This window comes from Brevundimonas vitisensis (genome assembly GCF_016656965.1).
GTDB lineage: Bacteria > Pseudomonadota > Alphaproteobacteria > Caulobacterales > Caulobacteraceae > Brevundimonas > Brevundimonas vitisensis.
On sequence record NZ_CP067977.1, the window covers coordinates 2,920,451 to 2,933,025 of the forward strand.

A 12,575-nucleotide genomic window follows, 5' to 3' on the forward strand; every position below is an offset into this window, starting at 1 on the left:
GATCGGTTCAGGCCCAGCCCACCACCTCGCCCAGACGACGTGCCGGCGCTGTCGGTCCCGCCGCCAGGACGGGCTCGTTGGTGGGGCGGCCAAACAGCCAGCCCTGGCCGTGCGTGACCTTCAAGGCCGTGACGGCCTTGGCCTGGGCCTCATTTTCCACCATCTCGGCGATCGTGGTCATCTTCAGATCCGCGCAGGTTTGGACCAGATGTGAGACCAGGGTGCGGGACCGCTCGCTGGTCACGATATCGGCAATGAAGGTGCCGTCGATCTTGACCGTGTCCGCCGACAGGCGTCGCAGATAGTCATACGACGCCGCGCCGACGCCGAAGTCGTCAAGGCAGATGCGGATGCCAGCGCGCCTCAATGCCCGAAGCCGGTCATCGGCCGCCTCCATGTCGGTGATGGCCGAGGTCTCGGTCACCTCGACCAGCAGCCGCTGACGCAGATCCGGGGTGGCCGCCGTCAGCCGCATCAGTCCGTTGACATAGTCGTCATTCGCCAGCGAGGCCCCTGACACATTCACGGCGATCTTGATCAGGCCAAAACCGGGACGGCGCATCTGGCCAAGGGCCTTTTCCGCCACCGCAAGGTCAAAGCCTTCGATCAGGCCAAGAGCCTCCGCCATCTGGATGGTCGAAGCCGGCCCCGTCGTGCCGCCCAATCGAGCCAGGGCTTCGAAATGATGCGTCACTCGCGTGTTGAGATCGACGATCGGCTGATATTGCAACTGGAACTCGCGCGACCGCACCATGGCGCGGAAGCGATCTGCGTCCTGCATCGTGCGGCGCAGGCTGTCGGAGAAGGCGACGTCGGGCCGCGACAGGGCACCATCGCGGATACAGCCCTCAAGTGCGAACCGCAGAGCTTTCAGGGCCATTCCCGGAACCACGCCGGCCGACAGTGACGTGTGGGCAGAAGCGACCTCGACCGTCAGCCCTTCGATCGCGGCCGCTTCGCGCACGTCGGTGGCCAGGTCGCGATCGTCGCTGGCGGTCCGCACCAAGGCAAAGCGCTCGGGAGCCAGGCGTGCCGCGCCCGATCCATCCAGGGATGCCGCCTGCAGGGCCGCTTCGATCCGGGTCGCCGCCCTTCGATGCGCTTCTTCCGTGCCGTCCAGCCCGGGCACGTCGATAAAATCGAAGGCCAGGTCGGTGCGTGCCTCCGGGCCCGTCATGGCCTGGCGTACACGTCCCAGCAGGCCTTGAGCGTCAAGCATCTCGTTGACCGGCGGGAGAGCCAAGGTGAACACCGGACCTTCCCAGGTGATGGCGCACGACACGGCAGGTGCAAGATCAGGCAGTTCGAACGCTCGCAGCTGCGCCCGCCGTACCAGGCCATCGCCGCAGTGAACCAGGATATCGATGGGCTGCGATCGCACGCCGGGTGCCATGGCGTCCAACGCTGTCGTCACTGCGGACAGGCTCGCCTTGCCCAGCAGGCTGTCGAGCGATCGTCCGGTCCAGGCTGCAGAGGGGTCCATGCCGCGCGAAGGGCCGGCCCCCATGGCAAAGGCGACGCGTCGCTCGCCGTCGATCTCCAGCAGGAGATCGGCAGAGGCAAATGCAAGCCCAAGGAGCCGGGATTTCATCTTCATGGCCCTAATGTGAGCGCAATCAGTAAATCACCGCCGCATGAATACGATTAACGAGGAAGTTTATGCCGTGCGGTTAAAGGCAACCGCGCGCGCGTCGGCCAGGGTCGCGCGTCCGGCTGCACCATAGGCGGACGGTGTGCCGCGCTGGCTCGTCACCTCGGCAGCTATGGCCTTTACCAAACCCTCGGAAATCAGCCGGGCCGCCTCGACAGCGCGAGCGTGGCGGGCCAGGACGGTCTCGAAAGCGCGGGTCGCATCGACCAAGGCCATGCGCTCGGATGCAGGGGCGGCGGCCAGGGTCGTGGGGTTGGCCTTCACCTGGGCGGACTCCCGTCGATAGAGGTTGGCCAGTTCCTGGGTTTCCGCCAGGCCCGCAGCGACATCCTGGGGTCGGCGCGCCTCGAACGCGGACAGCTCGATGGTCAGGCGCTCGGTCAGTCGCCGGGTCAGGTCGAGCAACTGGCGCAGACGTGCCGTGGCGTTCAGGGCAGCGGCGGCCTGGCTCATTGTCCTACCTCCTGAAGACGCAGCATTTCGGACATCACCTGATCGGCCAGGCCGATGCCGCCAGCCCGTGCGGTTTGCTTGCCCATTTCGTCCAGCAGAAAGCTGCGCCACGTCGCCTCAGCCTCTCCGCCGCCGAAGGGGGCCTCGGTCGACAGGCCTTCGAACATCGGCTTCAGCATCTGGGAAATGAAGGAGGCTTCGAACGCCTGGGCGGTTTCGGCCATCTTGTCCTGGCGAAGGGCCGGCGTGGGGGTCGGGCGCAGCAGATCGGGTGACAGGGTCAGATCGGTCATCACATCACCTCGATATCGGCTTGAAGAGCGCCGGCCGCCTTGATGGCCTGAAGGATGCTGATCATGTCGCGCGGGCTGACGCCCAGGGCGTTCAGTCCGTTCACCAGGGTGGACAGGGACGTTCCGCCGCCGACGATCCTCATCTGGGTGCCAACGTCCTCTTCGATGGTCACGCTGGACTGAGGCACCACGACCGTTTCGCCGCCCCGGCTGAAGGGCTCCGGCTGGCTGACCTGGGGCGTTTCCTGAACCGAGACGGTCAGGTTGCCCTGGGCGATGGCGACGGTCGAGACACGCACCGCATCACCCATCACGATCACGCCATTGACCTCGTCGATGATGACGCGCGCCGGGGCATCAACCTGGACCGGCAGGTTCTCGATGCGGCCGATGAAGCCGGCCATGCCGACGCCGGGCGGGGGGCGCAGGGCCACGACCGTGCCGTTCTCGGCAAAAGCTGTGTTGGGGTAGAGCTGGTTGACCGCGCCCGCGACCCGCTGGGCCGTCGTGAAGTCGGGATTGCGCAGGGTCAATCGAACGGTTTGTTGAGCGCCGAGATCATAGCCGGTCTCGCGCTCGACCACGGCGCCGGAGGCGATCCTGCCAGAGGTGGGCACACCCCGCGTCACCGATGAGCCGGAAGCGCCGCTGCCCGACACGGCGCCGGTCTGAACCGAGCCTTGGGCTACCGCATAGACCTGACCGTCCGCTCCCTGCAGCGCCGTGACCAGGACCGTGCCGCCCAGCAGGCTCTTGGCGTCGCAGAGCGTCGAGACAGTGACGTCGATCCGCGCGCCCGGCGTGACGAAGGCCGGCAGTTCGGCCGTGATCATCACCGCGGCGACATTCTTGGTGTTGGCCGTGGCGCCGCGAATATTGACGCCCTGGCGCTCCATCATGCCCTCCAGGGACTGACGCGTCAGAGGGCAGTTCCGCAGGGAGTCCCCGGTCCCGTTCAGGCCGACGACGAGCCCGTATCCGACCAGCTGGTTCGATCGAACCCCCTCGACCACCGCAATATCCTTGATCCGCGACTGTGCGCTGGCGCTGTCGGCCAGGCCGATGATCGCGCCGGCCAGGGCGAGAGGCGCGAGAAGGGCAGGGAGGCGAAAAGACATGACCGGGCATCCGAACGCTGGGGTCCACGATGCGGTGCCAAAACCGTGCCGAGAAAAAGCCTATAACTTTCAATGCCGATCAGTGGGCGCGCCATGCGATGGGCGGCAAGTTTTGCCTGCGCGTTAACCAAACACTCAGGGTCGTCGGTCGATGGTGGCTCATGATCCGGAGTTCACGCTGATGAAGGTCTCAGGGCCCGCAGCCCCCACGTCCCAGAGCGTCCGTGGCCCCGCCCGTGGCGCAACGGGCTTTGCTCTGCCTCAGGCGGGTTCGACAGGTGCCGCCGGTGCCGCCGCAGCCAGTGCACCGGCATCTGGTGTCGGTGACATTTCGGCCCTGATGGCCCTGCAGGGGGTCGAGGATGCGACCGAACGTCGTCGACGGGCGGTGCGCCGGGGCTTTGGCCTGCTGGATCGCCTGGACGACCTGAAACTGGCTCTGCTGGCGGGCGATGCAGGAGAGGCCGCTCTGGGTCGACTGTCCCGGAGCATTTCGGACGATCGGCCGACCGACCTCCAGCCCGACCTGGCAGGAGTTCTGGACCAGATCGAACTGCGTGCGGCGGTGGAACTGGCCAAGGCAGAAGTTCGCCGCACTGCAACATAAGTCACGGAAACGGCGCTGAAATCATGCCCCGAATAGGGGAGGTGATGGAGAAATGTCACGCGCCCCACGTTAATGAAGCTTAACCGGGACGTGTTCTCAAATGCTTTGTTGCCGCGACTCGTGACCCTGCCTATAGGCATCGCAGCGTCACTGGGGGGCGCGAACGGATGAGCGTGAGTGCGATGAACGCATTGGCGTCAGTGGTGGCCGAAGACTCGACGGGCTATCGCCCGTCGGACGACGAGCCCTTCATGAACGAGCGTCAGCTGGCCTATTTCAAGGCCAAGCTTCTGTCCTGGAAGGAAGACATCCTGCGCGAGTCGCGTGGGACGGTCGTCAATCTGAAGGCGGAGACGGAAAACCATCCCGATCTGGTGGATCGAGCGTCGTCCGAGTCCGACCGGGCTCTGGAACTGCGCACGCGGGACCGACAGCGCAAACTGATCTCCAAGATCGAGGAAGCGTTGCGGAGGATTGAGGACGGCTCCTACGGCTATTGCGAGGAAACCGGCGAGCCCATCACCCTGGGGCGGCTGGAAGCGCGGCCGACCGCCACTCTCTCGGTCGAGGCGCAGGAACGTCACGAGCGCCGAGAGCGCGTCCACCGCGACGACTGACTGTCTTTCGACCGCGCCTTGACTTCACCCGTCGGCTGACCGACCTACGCGCCTCGCTTTCGAGGTCGTCTGCCTATGTCCGTCAAGGTCCGTTTCGCTCCATCCCCGACCGGCAAGTTGCATGTCGGCAATGTCCGCACCGCCCTGGTCAATTGGCTGTTTGCGAAAGGGCAGGGGGGGCAGTTCGTGCTGCGGATCGACGATACCGATCTGGCGCGGTCCACGCCCGAATTCGAGCAGGGAATCGAGGATGACCTGACTTGGCTGGGCCTGGTCTGGGACGAACGGCACAATCAGTCCAAGCGCTTTGATCGCTATGAGGCCGCAGCCGACCTGCTGAAGGCGGCCGGGCGGCTATACGCCTGCTACGACACCGCCGAAGAACTGGACCGGCGCCGCAAGGTCCAGCTGTCCCGCGGACTGCCGCCGATCTATGACCGCGCGGGGCTGAACCTGACGGATGCGGAAAAGGCGGCTTTTGAGGCCGAGGGGCGCAAGCCGCACTGGCGCTTCCGGCTGGATGGTCGTCGCGTCGCCTGGGAAGACCTGTCGCGAGGGCATGCGGAGGTGGACACCGCCTCCATGTCCGACCCGGTCCTGATCCGCGAGGACGGGCTGTTTCTTTATACCCTGCCGTCGGTGGTCGATGATCTGGACATGGCCATCAGCCATGTGATCCGGGGTGAGGACCACGTCACCAACACCGGCGCGCAGATCGAAATCTTTGAAGCGCTGATCGCGGCCGGCTGGGCCGGATCCGTGCCGGGTTTCGCCCACATGCCTCTGTTGGTCGGCGCGGACGGACAGGCGCTGTCGAAACGGCTGGGGTCGCTGTCGATCGCCGAGATGCGCGAGCAGGGCTATGAGCCGATCGCCATCACCAGCCATCTGGGACGCATCGGCACCTCCGACCCGCTGGAAGTGGCCCCCTCGGTCGAGGCTTTGGGCACGGGCTTTGCCTTTTCCAAGATGGGCCGGTCTCCGGCCCGTTACGACACTGCGGATCTGGACCGGCTGAACGCTCAGGCCCTGCACGCCATGCCCTATGACGATGTACGCTCACGCCTCGCGGATCTGGAGTGCGACCTGGGCGAGATCTTCTGGAACGCGGTCCGGTCGAACCTGCAGAAATTCAGCGATGTCGTTGAAATGGCGAAGATCGTCCAGGGACCCGTGACGCCGGTGATCGAGGATACGGCTTTCGCGGCGGCAGCCCTGGATCAACTGCCGGCGAGCATCGGCTCGGATGTCTGGGCGACCTGGACACAGGCTGTGAAGGAGGCCACCGGGGCCAAGGGCAAGGGGCTGTTCATGCCGCTGCGGCTGATCCTGACTGGCCAGGCCCATGGGCCCGACATGGCCACCCTGGTGCCGCTGATCGATCGCGACCTTATCGTGCGTCGGTTGAAGGGCGAGACGGCCTGACGGCCGCCTCGCTGTCTTCAGTCAAAGCTATCAGGCGTTGCAGGTGGCCAGTTGTTCGGCCGACAGCGTCGTGCCGCGATAGGAAAAGGCCGTGACCTTGCCCAGTCGCTGAACTACGCGGCGGCAGGCGCGGGTGGCAGGCTGGTTGGCGCCGCCCGAGGCGGTGCAGGTCGTCCCTTCGCAGATCCAGGTCGTGCCGTCGACGATGACACGCGACGGGGCAGCGGTCGGCTGAGCCAGGGTCAGGCTGGTGGGGGCAGGCGTCTGGGCAACGGCGGGGGCGGCGGCAAACAGGGCCGCAGCGATCATCAGGGCACGCATGAGGAGGTCTCCGGAAAGAGCGGGGCGACAGGCCCGAAGGCGCACTGTCAGTTTTCCAAAGCAACTGTCAAGTCGCTTTTCCCTGTCGGTGACCGATGTTTACTTATCGATGATCATATTTCAAGGCGGGCCCGCTGGGGGCTGTAATCGCCGCCATTGCGGCCTCGACGGTGTCGCAGACCTGCCAGGCGTCCAGGAACCACGCCGGGGTCATCCCTTCCGCGACATTGTGCTGCATCATGGCAAGGAAGGTGTCCCAGAAGCCGTCGATGTTCAGGAAGACGATCGGCTTGGCGTGAAGGTCCAGCCGCTTCCACGAAAGCAGTTCGATGGCCTCTTCCAGGGTGCCGATCCCGCCAGGGGCCACCACGAAGGCGTCGGACTGATCGTACATCAGCTGCTTGCGCTCATGCATGGAGGTGACGACGATCGTCTCGACGTCGTCGAACAGACGCTCGCGGCTGCGCAGGAAGCCCGGCATGATGCCCAGCACGCGTCCGCCCTCGGCATGGGCGGCCCGCGCTGATGCGCCCATCAGCCCGACACCGCCGCCGCCATAGACCAGCCGCCAGCCCGCCCGTGCCGTGGCCGTGCCGAAATCGCGCGCGGCCTGGAGATAGCGTTCGGCAGCGGTTTCTGAGGAGCCGCAGAACAGACAGACCGAACGACCTTCGAACGGCAGGATGGAATCGGCGGGGGAAGACATGAAGCCTCGGTGACACAGATGAGAGACAGCCGCGACCATCGCCGCTATCAGGGGGGAAGCCATATAGCCGGGATTCTGCCGATGATACGTTCGATTGCGAGCGACTACCGGATGGCCGCCTTGATGATGGGGCTTGTGCTGACGTCCTGCTCGGCACCGACCGAAGCGCCGGAGCGTACGCCTGCCGCTGAATCGTCGCACGACTGGGTCGTTCCGCCGCGGGTTGAAACGGTGCGCGCCGACGCCGGCAGCCTGGTCTTCGCGGGCCAGGGGCAGCCGGGCGGCCGGGTGGTCCTGCGCACGGATACCGGGGCCGCCTTCGCAGCCGTGGCCAATGCCGATGGGCGTTTCGAGATTCGTATGGTGCGGCCGACAGGCGACCTCATCCTTCATCCCGAGACTCAGAGGGGTCAGGACGCGGCCCCGTCTCCGGAAACGATTCTGATTCTGGCCGGGGGCCCCATCGCCTTGCTGTCACCCGGGATACCTTCGCGTCGGCTTGATGCCGGGCCGTCTCTGGGGGCCGTTGATTCCGATGGGCGGGTCATGGTCCTGTCGGGCCGTGCTGCGCCCGAGACGACGGTCGCGGTCGCGGTTTCGGGCCAGGACGTCCCGATGAAGGTCGTCGCGGACGGAAATGGAAACTGGATGACGGTCCTGCCCGCTACGGGCGGAGTGCCCATCCGGCTCGGCGATGAATCCTATGCCTATCCAGGCAGGCCCGCCGATACAGGTGGCTTTCAGGTGATGCCGGCCGGGGAGGGCTGGACCGTTCAATGGTCCGCGCCCGATAGCGCGCGCCAGACGACCTGGCTGCCCACGACCTGAAATGATGGGAAAGGCGAGCTGGCTCCGCGGGTAGGATTCGAACCTACGACCAGCCGATTAACAGTCGGCTGCTCTACCACTGAGCTACCGCGGATCAGTTGCTCGAGAAGGCGCGGGGTATAGCAGCGCGTGCGCGGTGTGCAACGGCTAAAGTGCGTAACATGAGCCCTATTATCATCAATGACCCGTTTGATCCCCGCATCGCAGCCTATCGCGACATACGCGAACGCGATTTGACGCGGCGAAACGGCCAGTTCGTGGCCGAGGGCGAGGTCGTCCTGAACATCCTTACGTCCACAGCCTCGCTGTGCCGCCCGATTTCAGTGCTGATTGATTCGCGCCGGTTTGAGGGGCTGCAGCCTGTGCTTCAGGCCCTGGACGCGGATGTGCCGGTCTATGCGGCGTCCCAGCCGGTGCTGGATGCGATCGCGGGCTTCCACCTTCATCGCGGCATTCTGGCCCTGGGGGCAAAACCTGGGCCCATCAATGCCGGGTCGTTCCTTTCGGCCCTGACGGACAGGTCCACGGTGGTTGTGGCCTGCGGCATCGGCAACCACGACAATATGGGCGGCATATTCCGGTCTGCAGCCGCCTTTGGGGCTGACGGCGTCATTCTGGATGAGCGCTGCTGCGACCCCTTCTATCGGAAGGCGATCCGAGTCTCCGTCGGGGCAGTTCTGCGCACGCCCATCGTGGCCATGGGTGCCGCTGAACAGATCGTCGACCGCCTTTTGCACCAGGGCGTGGGCGTGGTGGCGATGACGCCCTCCGCAGAAGAGCCCCTGAGGGCCGCACGCCGCAATGGCCCGACTGCCATCGTCTTGGGATCGGAGGGGCCGGGCCTCGACCCGTCGGTCATCGCCCGTTGCCGAGCGGTGAGCATTCCGATGTCGGGCGGGTTTGATTCGCTGAACGTGGCCACGGCCGGTGCCATCGCCCTTCATCACTTCACGCGCGCCTGACCGAGAGGATCACAGGATCGTCAATCCTTTAACCCTTTATACACCTTGTCGCGTGGTCGGGACTGTGGCGGTAATAGGGCGTCTGGGGAGATGATTATGTTCGGCGTATTCGATTTCTTGAGCAAAAATGCCCGCGTCGCGGTGGTCGCTGGGCTTGTAATCGGCGCGGTCGGTGCGGCCGGAGCCATCGGCTGGATCACCGCCCCGGTCTGACCCGGCTGCGCCAAGGCCTTTGCGGGCCAAGCCCGCCTTCTGGCCGGCTGTGTCGTTCCATCGCGATGGAGGCCTGACCCGGAATCGAACCGGGGTGCACGGATTTGCAGTCCGCTGCGTAACCACTCCGCCATCAGGCCGTGACCCCACCGAAAAACGGGGTCGCGTCGTCGCGAGGGGCGTTCGCTATCAGATCGCATTGTCCGCCGCAACGCGTGGACCTATAAGCAGCCGATATTTCCAGCCGGATAACAGGAATCAGATGGACTTCGCCGCTGCGCGCAAGGTCATGGTGGACTCGCAGGTCCGCGTGAACGACGTCACCGACCGATCCTTGCAGGCCGCCCTGTTGGGCGTAGAGCGGGAGCGCTTCTGTGCACCCGACCGTGCTTTTTCCGCCTATGCCGAGGTCGAGCCCGAGATCGTGCCCGGTCGTCGGCTGATGCTGCCGCGCGATCTGTCCAAGCTGCTGATGGCGACCGAAGCGCGTTCCGGCGAAAAGGCCCTGGTGCTGGCAGGCCCCTATGCGGCGGCGGTTCTGGCGCGGCTGGGCCTTTCCGTCACGGCGCAGGAATCCGATGCGACCGTTTTCGAAGTGGTGGGCGAGTCTTTGGCAGAGGCGGGCGTGACCACGGTTACGGCACCGCTGTCGGCCCCGCACGGCCAGGATTGGGATCTGATTGTCAGCGAGGCAGCCTGTCCGGTGCGGCCTCAGGCCTGGCTGGATGCTCTGCGCGTGGGCGGCCGTGCCGTTCTGGTTGAGCGGTCCGGTCCCATAGGCAAGGCGGTTCTGTATGTCCGCGGCGCGGACGGCCTGTCGCGCCGTGAGCTGTTCGACGCATCGCCGCAGGTGCTGGCCGAACTGATGCCGGAACCCACCTTCGCGCTGTAAGGGCAACAGGCCGACGGAATGGACCGTCTGCCGCGTGAAAAAAACTTAACTGGCGTGGGGCGTAGTGTTCTCGCACTAGGCAATGCAGACAGATGGGCGTCCTGACGGGGCGTCAGGCAGGATCAGGTCATGTTCATACGCTCTCGCGCGCTCGCAACCGTCGCCATGGTCGCCCTGATGGCGGGCGTCGGCGCACCGGCTCTGGCCCAGGTCGCTCAGGACCCTGCAAACCAGGAAACGCTGCAGCAGGCGCTCGGTCTGGCGTACCGGACCAATCCGACCTTGCTGGCGCAACGCGCCAGCCAGCGGGCGCTGGATGAATCGATCGTCCAGGCGCGCTCGGGCCTGCGGCCTACGCTCGATGTCAGCGGCAGCGCCGGATACAGCTATTCGGAAAACGCGGGCGGTCCCCAGCAGATCGACACCAACAACGACGGCATTCCGGACACGACGATCAATGTGCCGGCCAGCAACAGCGATTCGACGTCCGGCGGCGTCAGTGTCGGTCTGTCCCAAACCCTTTATTCCGGCGGTCGGATCGCCCTCGGCATCACGGCGGCGGAAGCTAATGTCCTGGCAGGCCGCGAGAACCTGCGCGAGATCGAGCAGCAGGTCCTGGCCTCGGTGATCCAGGCCTATGCGGATGTGATCCGCGACGTCGAGATTCTGCGCATCCGCGAAGAGAACCTGACCGTCCTGCAACGTCAGCTGGACGAGGCCGGGGCCCGGTTCGAAGTCGGCGAGATCACGCGCACAGACGTCGCCCAGGCCGAGGCCCGCCTGGCCCAGTCCGAATCCGATCTGGCCAACGCTCGTGCTCAGCTGTCGGTCAGCCGTGCCGCCTATGCCGCCGTGGTCGGCCAGGCGCCGGGCAATCTGGCCCCCATGCCGCAACTGCCCGGCGTGCCTACGGATTTCGACGCGGCTCTGGACATCGCCCTGCAGGAGAACCCGGGCGTGCTGGCGGCGGCCTATAATCTTCGGGCCGCCGAGGCCGCCGTCGCTCAGGCCCGCGCTGAATATCTTCCGTCCGTGCGGGTGTCGGCCTCCTACGGCGGTTCCACCAACGATCTTTCGAACTTCGACCTGGCCGATCGCACGGCCTTCCAGGCGACGGCCTCGGTCTCGGTGCCCTTGTTCACCGGCGGCTTGAACCGTTCGCGGGTGTCGCAGGCGCTGGAGCGCGCCAACGTTGCCCAGATCAATGTGGAGGGCGAGCGCCGCAACGTCCTGCAGTCGGTCAGTTCGGCCTATGCTCAGGTGGTGTCCGCCCGCTCGACCCTGGCGGCTGGAGAGGAATCGGTTCGCGCCGCCCGCGTCGCCGCCGAGGGTGTGAGGCAGGAGGCGCAGGTCGGCCTGCGCACCACCCTGGACGTTTTGAACCAGGAATTGGAACTGCGCTCCGCCGAAGTCGCCCTGGCCAATGCCCGTCGCAACGAATACGTGGCCCAGGCCCAGCTGCTGGCGGCCATGGGACGCCTGGAAGGGGCCGATCTGGTCTCGGGTATCGAGGTCTATGATCCGGCGGACAACTACAACCGGGTTCGCAACAACGGGGCCCTGCCGTGGGATGGCATCATCGAGACGATCGATCGGATCGCTGCGCCGCCCATCGTGCCCGCCAACGATGCCGAGGACGCGCCCATCGACACCCAGCTGAAGGACGAGGTCATTCAGACCGCACCCCGGAACTGAGGCCCAGTTAACCAAACAGGCGAAAAACTGCCGTTGATTCCAGAAGGCGTTGATGCGACGACAGGGGTGAGGCGGAGTGGCAGCGGCCGCTCCCGTCCTGTCCGTTTCCGCATTGTGCGTCCCGCCTTTGTCCAGGGTTGAGCCATGACCGATCAGACCGCCCAGGAACCGACGATGGAAGAGATCCTGGCGTCGATCCGCCGGATCATTTCTGAAGACGACGCTCCGGCCGAAACGGCGGCGGCTCCTGCTCCTGCTCCCTCGCCTGCGCTCAGTGTGGTCGAGCCGGAACCCGAGCCTGCCTATCAAGCCCCGTCCGCGGTTGAAGACGATGTGCTGGAACTGACCGACCGCTATGAGGCCCCGCCCAGCGAGACGATCGGTGATCTGGACGTCACCACCCCCTATACGCCTGAGCCCGAGCCCTTTCCCGCTGCCTTCTCTTCGCCGGAGCCCGTCGTGGACACCTACCGCGCTGAACCTGACAACGCAGACAGCCTGGTCGGCGACGCAGCCTCGGCCAGCGCGGCGTCTGCATTCGCTGGCCTGACGGCTGCCCTGAAGCGTCCCGAGCCTGAGGTTTCGGGCGGCGGCACCGGTCCCACCATCGACGAACTGGCCCGCGCTCTGCTGCGCCCGATGCTGAAGGACTGGCTGGACGCCAACCTGCCCGGCATCGTCGAGGCGGCAGTACGCAAGGAAGTCGAACGTATCTCCCGCACCGCGGGCTAGCCCCGCTCGCTGCTTGCGACTAGATCGAACGGGGCGGTCCTTATGGGCCGCCCCTTTTGCTT

At 65.7% G+C, this 12,575-nt stretch carries 14 protein-coding genes and 2 tRNA genes; 8 read left to right on the plus strand and 8 right to left on the minus strand.

Annotated features, from left to right (window positions below; translation table 11 throughout):
• Positions 1–7 precede the first annotated feature (7 nt).
• The 4 genes from JIP62_RS14765 to JIP62_RS14780 are packed head-to-tail and all read right to left on the minus strand — an operon-like array spanning position 8 to position 3,515.
• Positions 8–1,597, minus strand: coding sequence for an EAL domain-containing protein (locus JIP62_RS14765; RefSeq protein ID WP_201102898.1), 1,590 nt, complete (start codon positions 1,595–1,597; stop codon positions 8–10).
• Positions 1,598–1,657: 60 nt separating this feature from the next.
• A complete protein-coding gene (locus JIP62_RS14770; protein ID WP_201102899.1) occupies positions 1,658–2,104 on the minus strand; it encodes a flagellar basal-body protein FlbY in 447 nt (148 codons plus the stop codon).
• Complete coding sequence (locus JIP62_RS14775) at positions 2,101–2,397, minus strand: rod-binding protein (RefSeq protein ID WP_201102900.1); 297 nt, start codon at positions 2,395–2,397, stop codon at positions 2,101–2,103. Before JIP62_RS14775 ends, JIP62_RS14770 begins: the two co-directional genes overlap by 4 nt.
• Positions 2,397–3,515 carry a flagellar basal body P-ring protein FlgI gene (locus JIP62_RS14780; protein ID WP_201102901.1) on the minus strand — a complete coding sequence of 373 codons (1,119 nt, stop codon included), beginning with the start codon at positions 3,513–3,515 and terminating at the stop codon, positions 2,397–2,399. Before JIP62_RS14780 ends, JIP62_RS14775 begins: the two co-directional genes overlap by 1 nt.
• 181 nt (positions 3,516–3,696) lie before the next feature.
• Here JIP62_RS14780 and JIP62_RS14785 point away from each other — a divergent pair, with 181 nt between their 5' ends.
• The 3 genes from JIP62_RS14785 to gltX all read left to right on the plus strand — a co-directional run bounded on the left by JIP62_RS14785 (position 3,697) and on the right by gltX (position 6,164).
• Complete coding sequence (locus JIP62_RS14785; protein ID WP_201102902.1) at positions 3,697–4,122, plus strand: flagellar assembly protein FliX; 426 nt, start codon at positions 3,697–3,699, stop codon at positions 4,120–4,122.
• Between the two features lie 182 nt (positions 4,123–4,304).
• On the plus strand, positions 4,305–4,739 hold the full coding sequence (gene dksA / locus JIP62_RS14790; protein WP_201104795.1) for an RNA polymerase-binding protein DksA: 435 nt from the start codon (positions 4,305–4,307) through the stop codon (positions 4,737–4,739).
• A 75-nt stretch (positions 4,740–4,814) separates the two neighbouring features.
• A complete protein-coding gene (gltX, locus tag JIP62_RS14795) occupies positions 4,815–6,164 on the plus strand; it encodes a glutamate--tRNA ligase (RefSeq protein ID WP_201102903.1) in 1,350 nt (449 codons plus the stop codon).
• Between the two features lie 30 nt (positions 6,165–6,194).
• On the opposite strand, the gene JIP62_RS14800 is transcribed toward gltX, so the two are convergent.
• Entirely contained in the window at positions 6,195–6,485 is a 291-nt protein-coding gene (locus JIP62_RS14800) for a CC_3452 family protein (protein WP_201102904.1), read from the minus strand.
• A 103-nt stretch (positions 6,486–6,588) separates the two neighbouring features.
• Positions 6,589–7,191, minus strand: a complete 603-nt coding sequence (locus JIP62_RS14805) for an LOG family protein (RefSeq protein ID WP_201102905.1) — start codon at positions 7,189–7,191, stop codon at positions 6,589–6,591.
• An 81-nt stretch (positions 7,192–7,272) separates the two neighbouring features.
• On the opposite strand from JIP62_RS14805, the gene JIP62_RS14810 reads away from it, so the two are divergent.
• Complete coding sequence (locus JIP62_RS14810; RefSeq protein WP_201102906.1) at positions 7,273–8,019, plus strand: hypothetical protein; 747 nt, start codon at positions 7,273–7,275, stop codon at positions 8,017–8,019.
• Positions 8,020–8,038: 19 nt separating this feature from the next.
• On the opposite strand, the gene JIP62_RS14815 is transcribed toward JIP62_RS14810, so the two are convergent.
• Positions 8,039–8,113: transfer RNA gene (locus tag JIP62_RS14815), tRNA-Asn, on the minus strand.
• A gap of 67 nt (positions 8,114–8,180) precedes the next feature.
• On the opposite strand from JIP62_RS14815, the gene JIP62_RS14820 reads away from it, so the two are divergent.
• A complete protein-coding gene (locus JIP62_RS14820) occupies positions 8,181–8,981 on the plus strand; it encodes a TrmH family RNA methyltransferase (protein WP_201102907.1) in 801 nt (266 codons plus the stop codon).
• Positions 8,982–9,260: 279 nt separating this feature from the next.
• Here the strand turns inward: JIP62_RS14820 and JIP62_RS14825 are convergent.
• Positions 9,261–9,334: transfer RNA gene (locus JIP62_RS14825), tRNA-Cys, on the minus strand.
• A gap of 122 nt (positions 9,335–9,456) precedes the next feature.
• Here JIP62_RS14825 and JIP62_RS14830 point away from each other — a divergent pair.
• From JIP62_RS14830 to JIP62_RS14840, 3 genes are all read left to right on the plus strand, one after another.
• Positions 9,457–10,086, plus strand: a complete 630-nt coding sequence (locus JIP62_RS14830) for a protein-L-isoaspartate O-methyltransferase family protein (protein ID WP_201102908.1) — start codon at positions 9,457–9,459, stop codon at positions 10,084–10,086.
• A 129-nt stretch (positions 10,087–10,215) separates the two neighbouring features.
• Positions 10,216–11,781 (plus strand): TolC family outer membrane protein, encoded by a 1,566-nt coding sequence (locus JIP62_RS14835; protein WP_201102909.1) that lies wholly within the window; start codon positions 10,216–10,218, stop codon positions 11,779–11,781.
• Between the two features lie 144 nt (positions 11,782–11,925).
• Positions 11,926–12,513: a DUF2497 domain-containing protein gene (locus JIP62_RS14840; protein WP_201102910.1), complete on the plus strand. Its 588-nt coding sequence runs from the start codon at positions 11,926–11,928 to the stop codon at positions 12,511–12,513.
• The last annotated feature ends 62 nt before the right edge of the window (positions 12,514–12,575 follow it).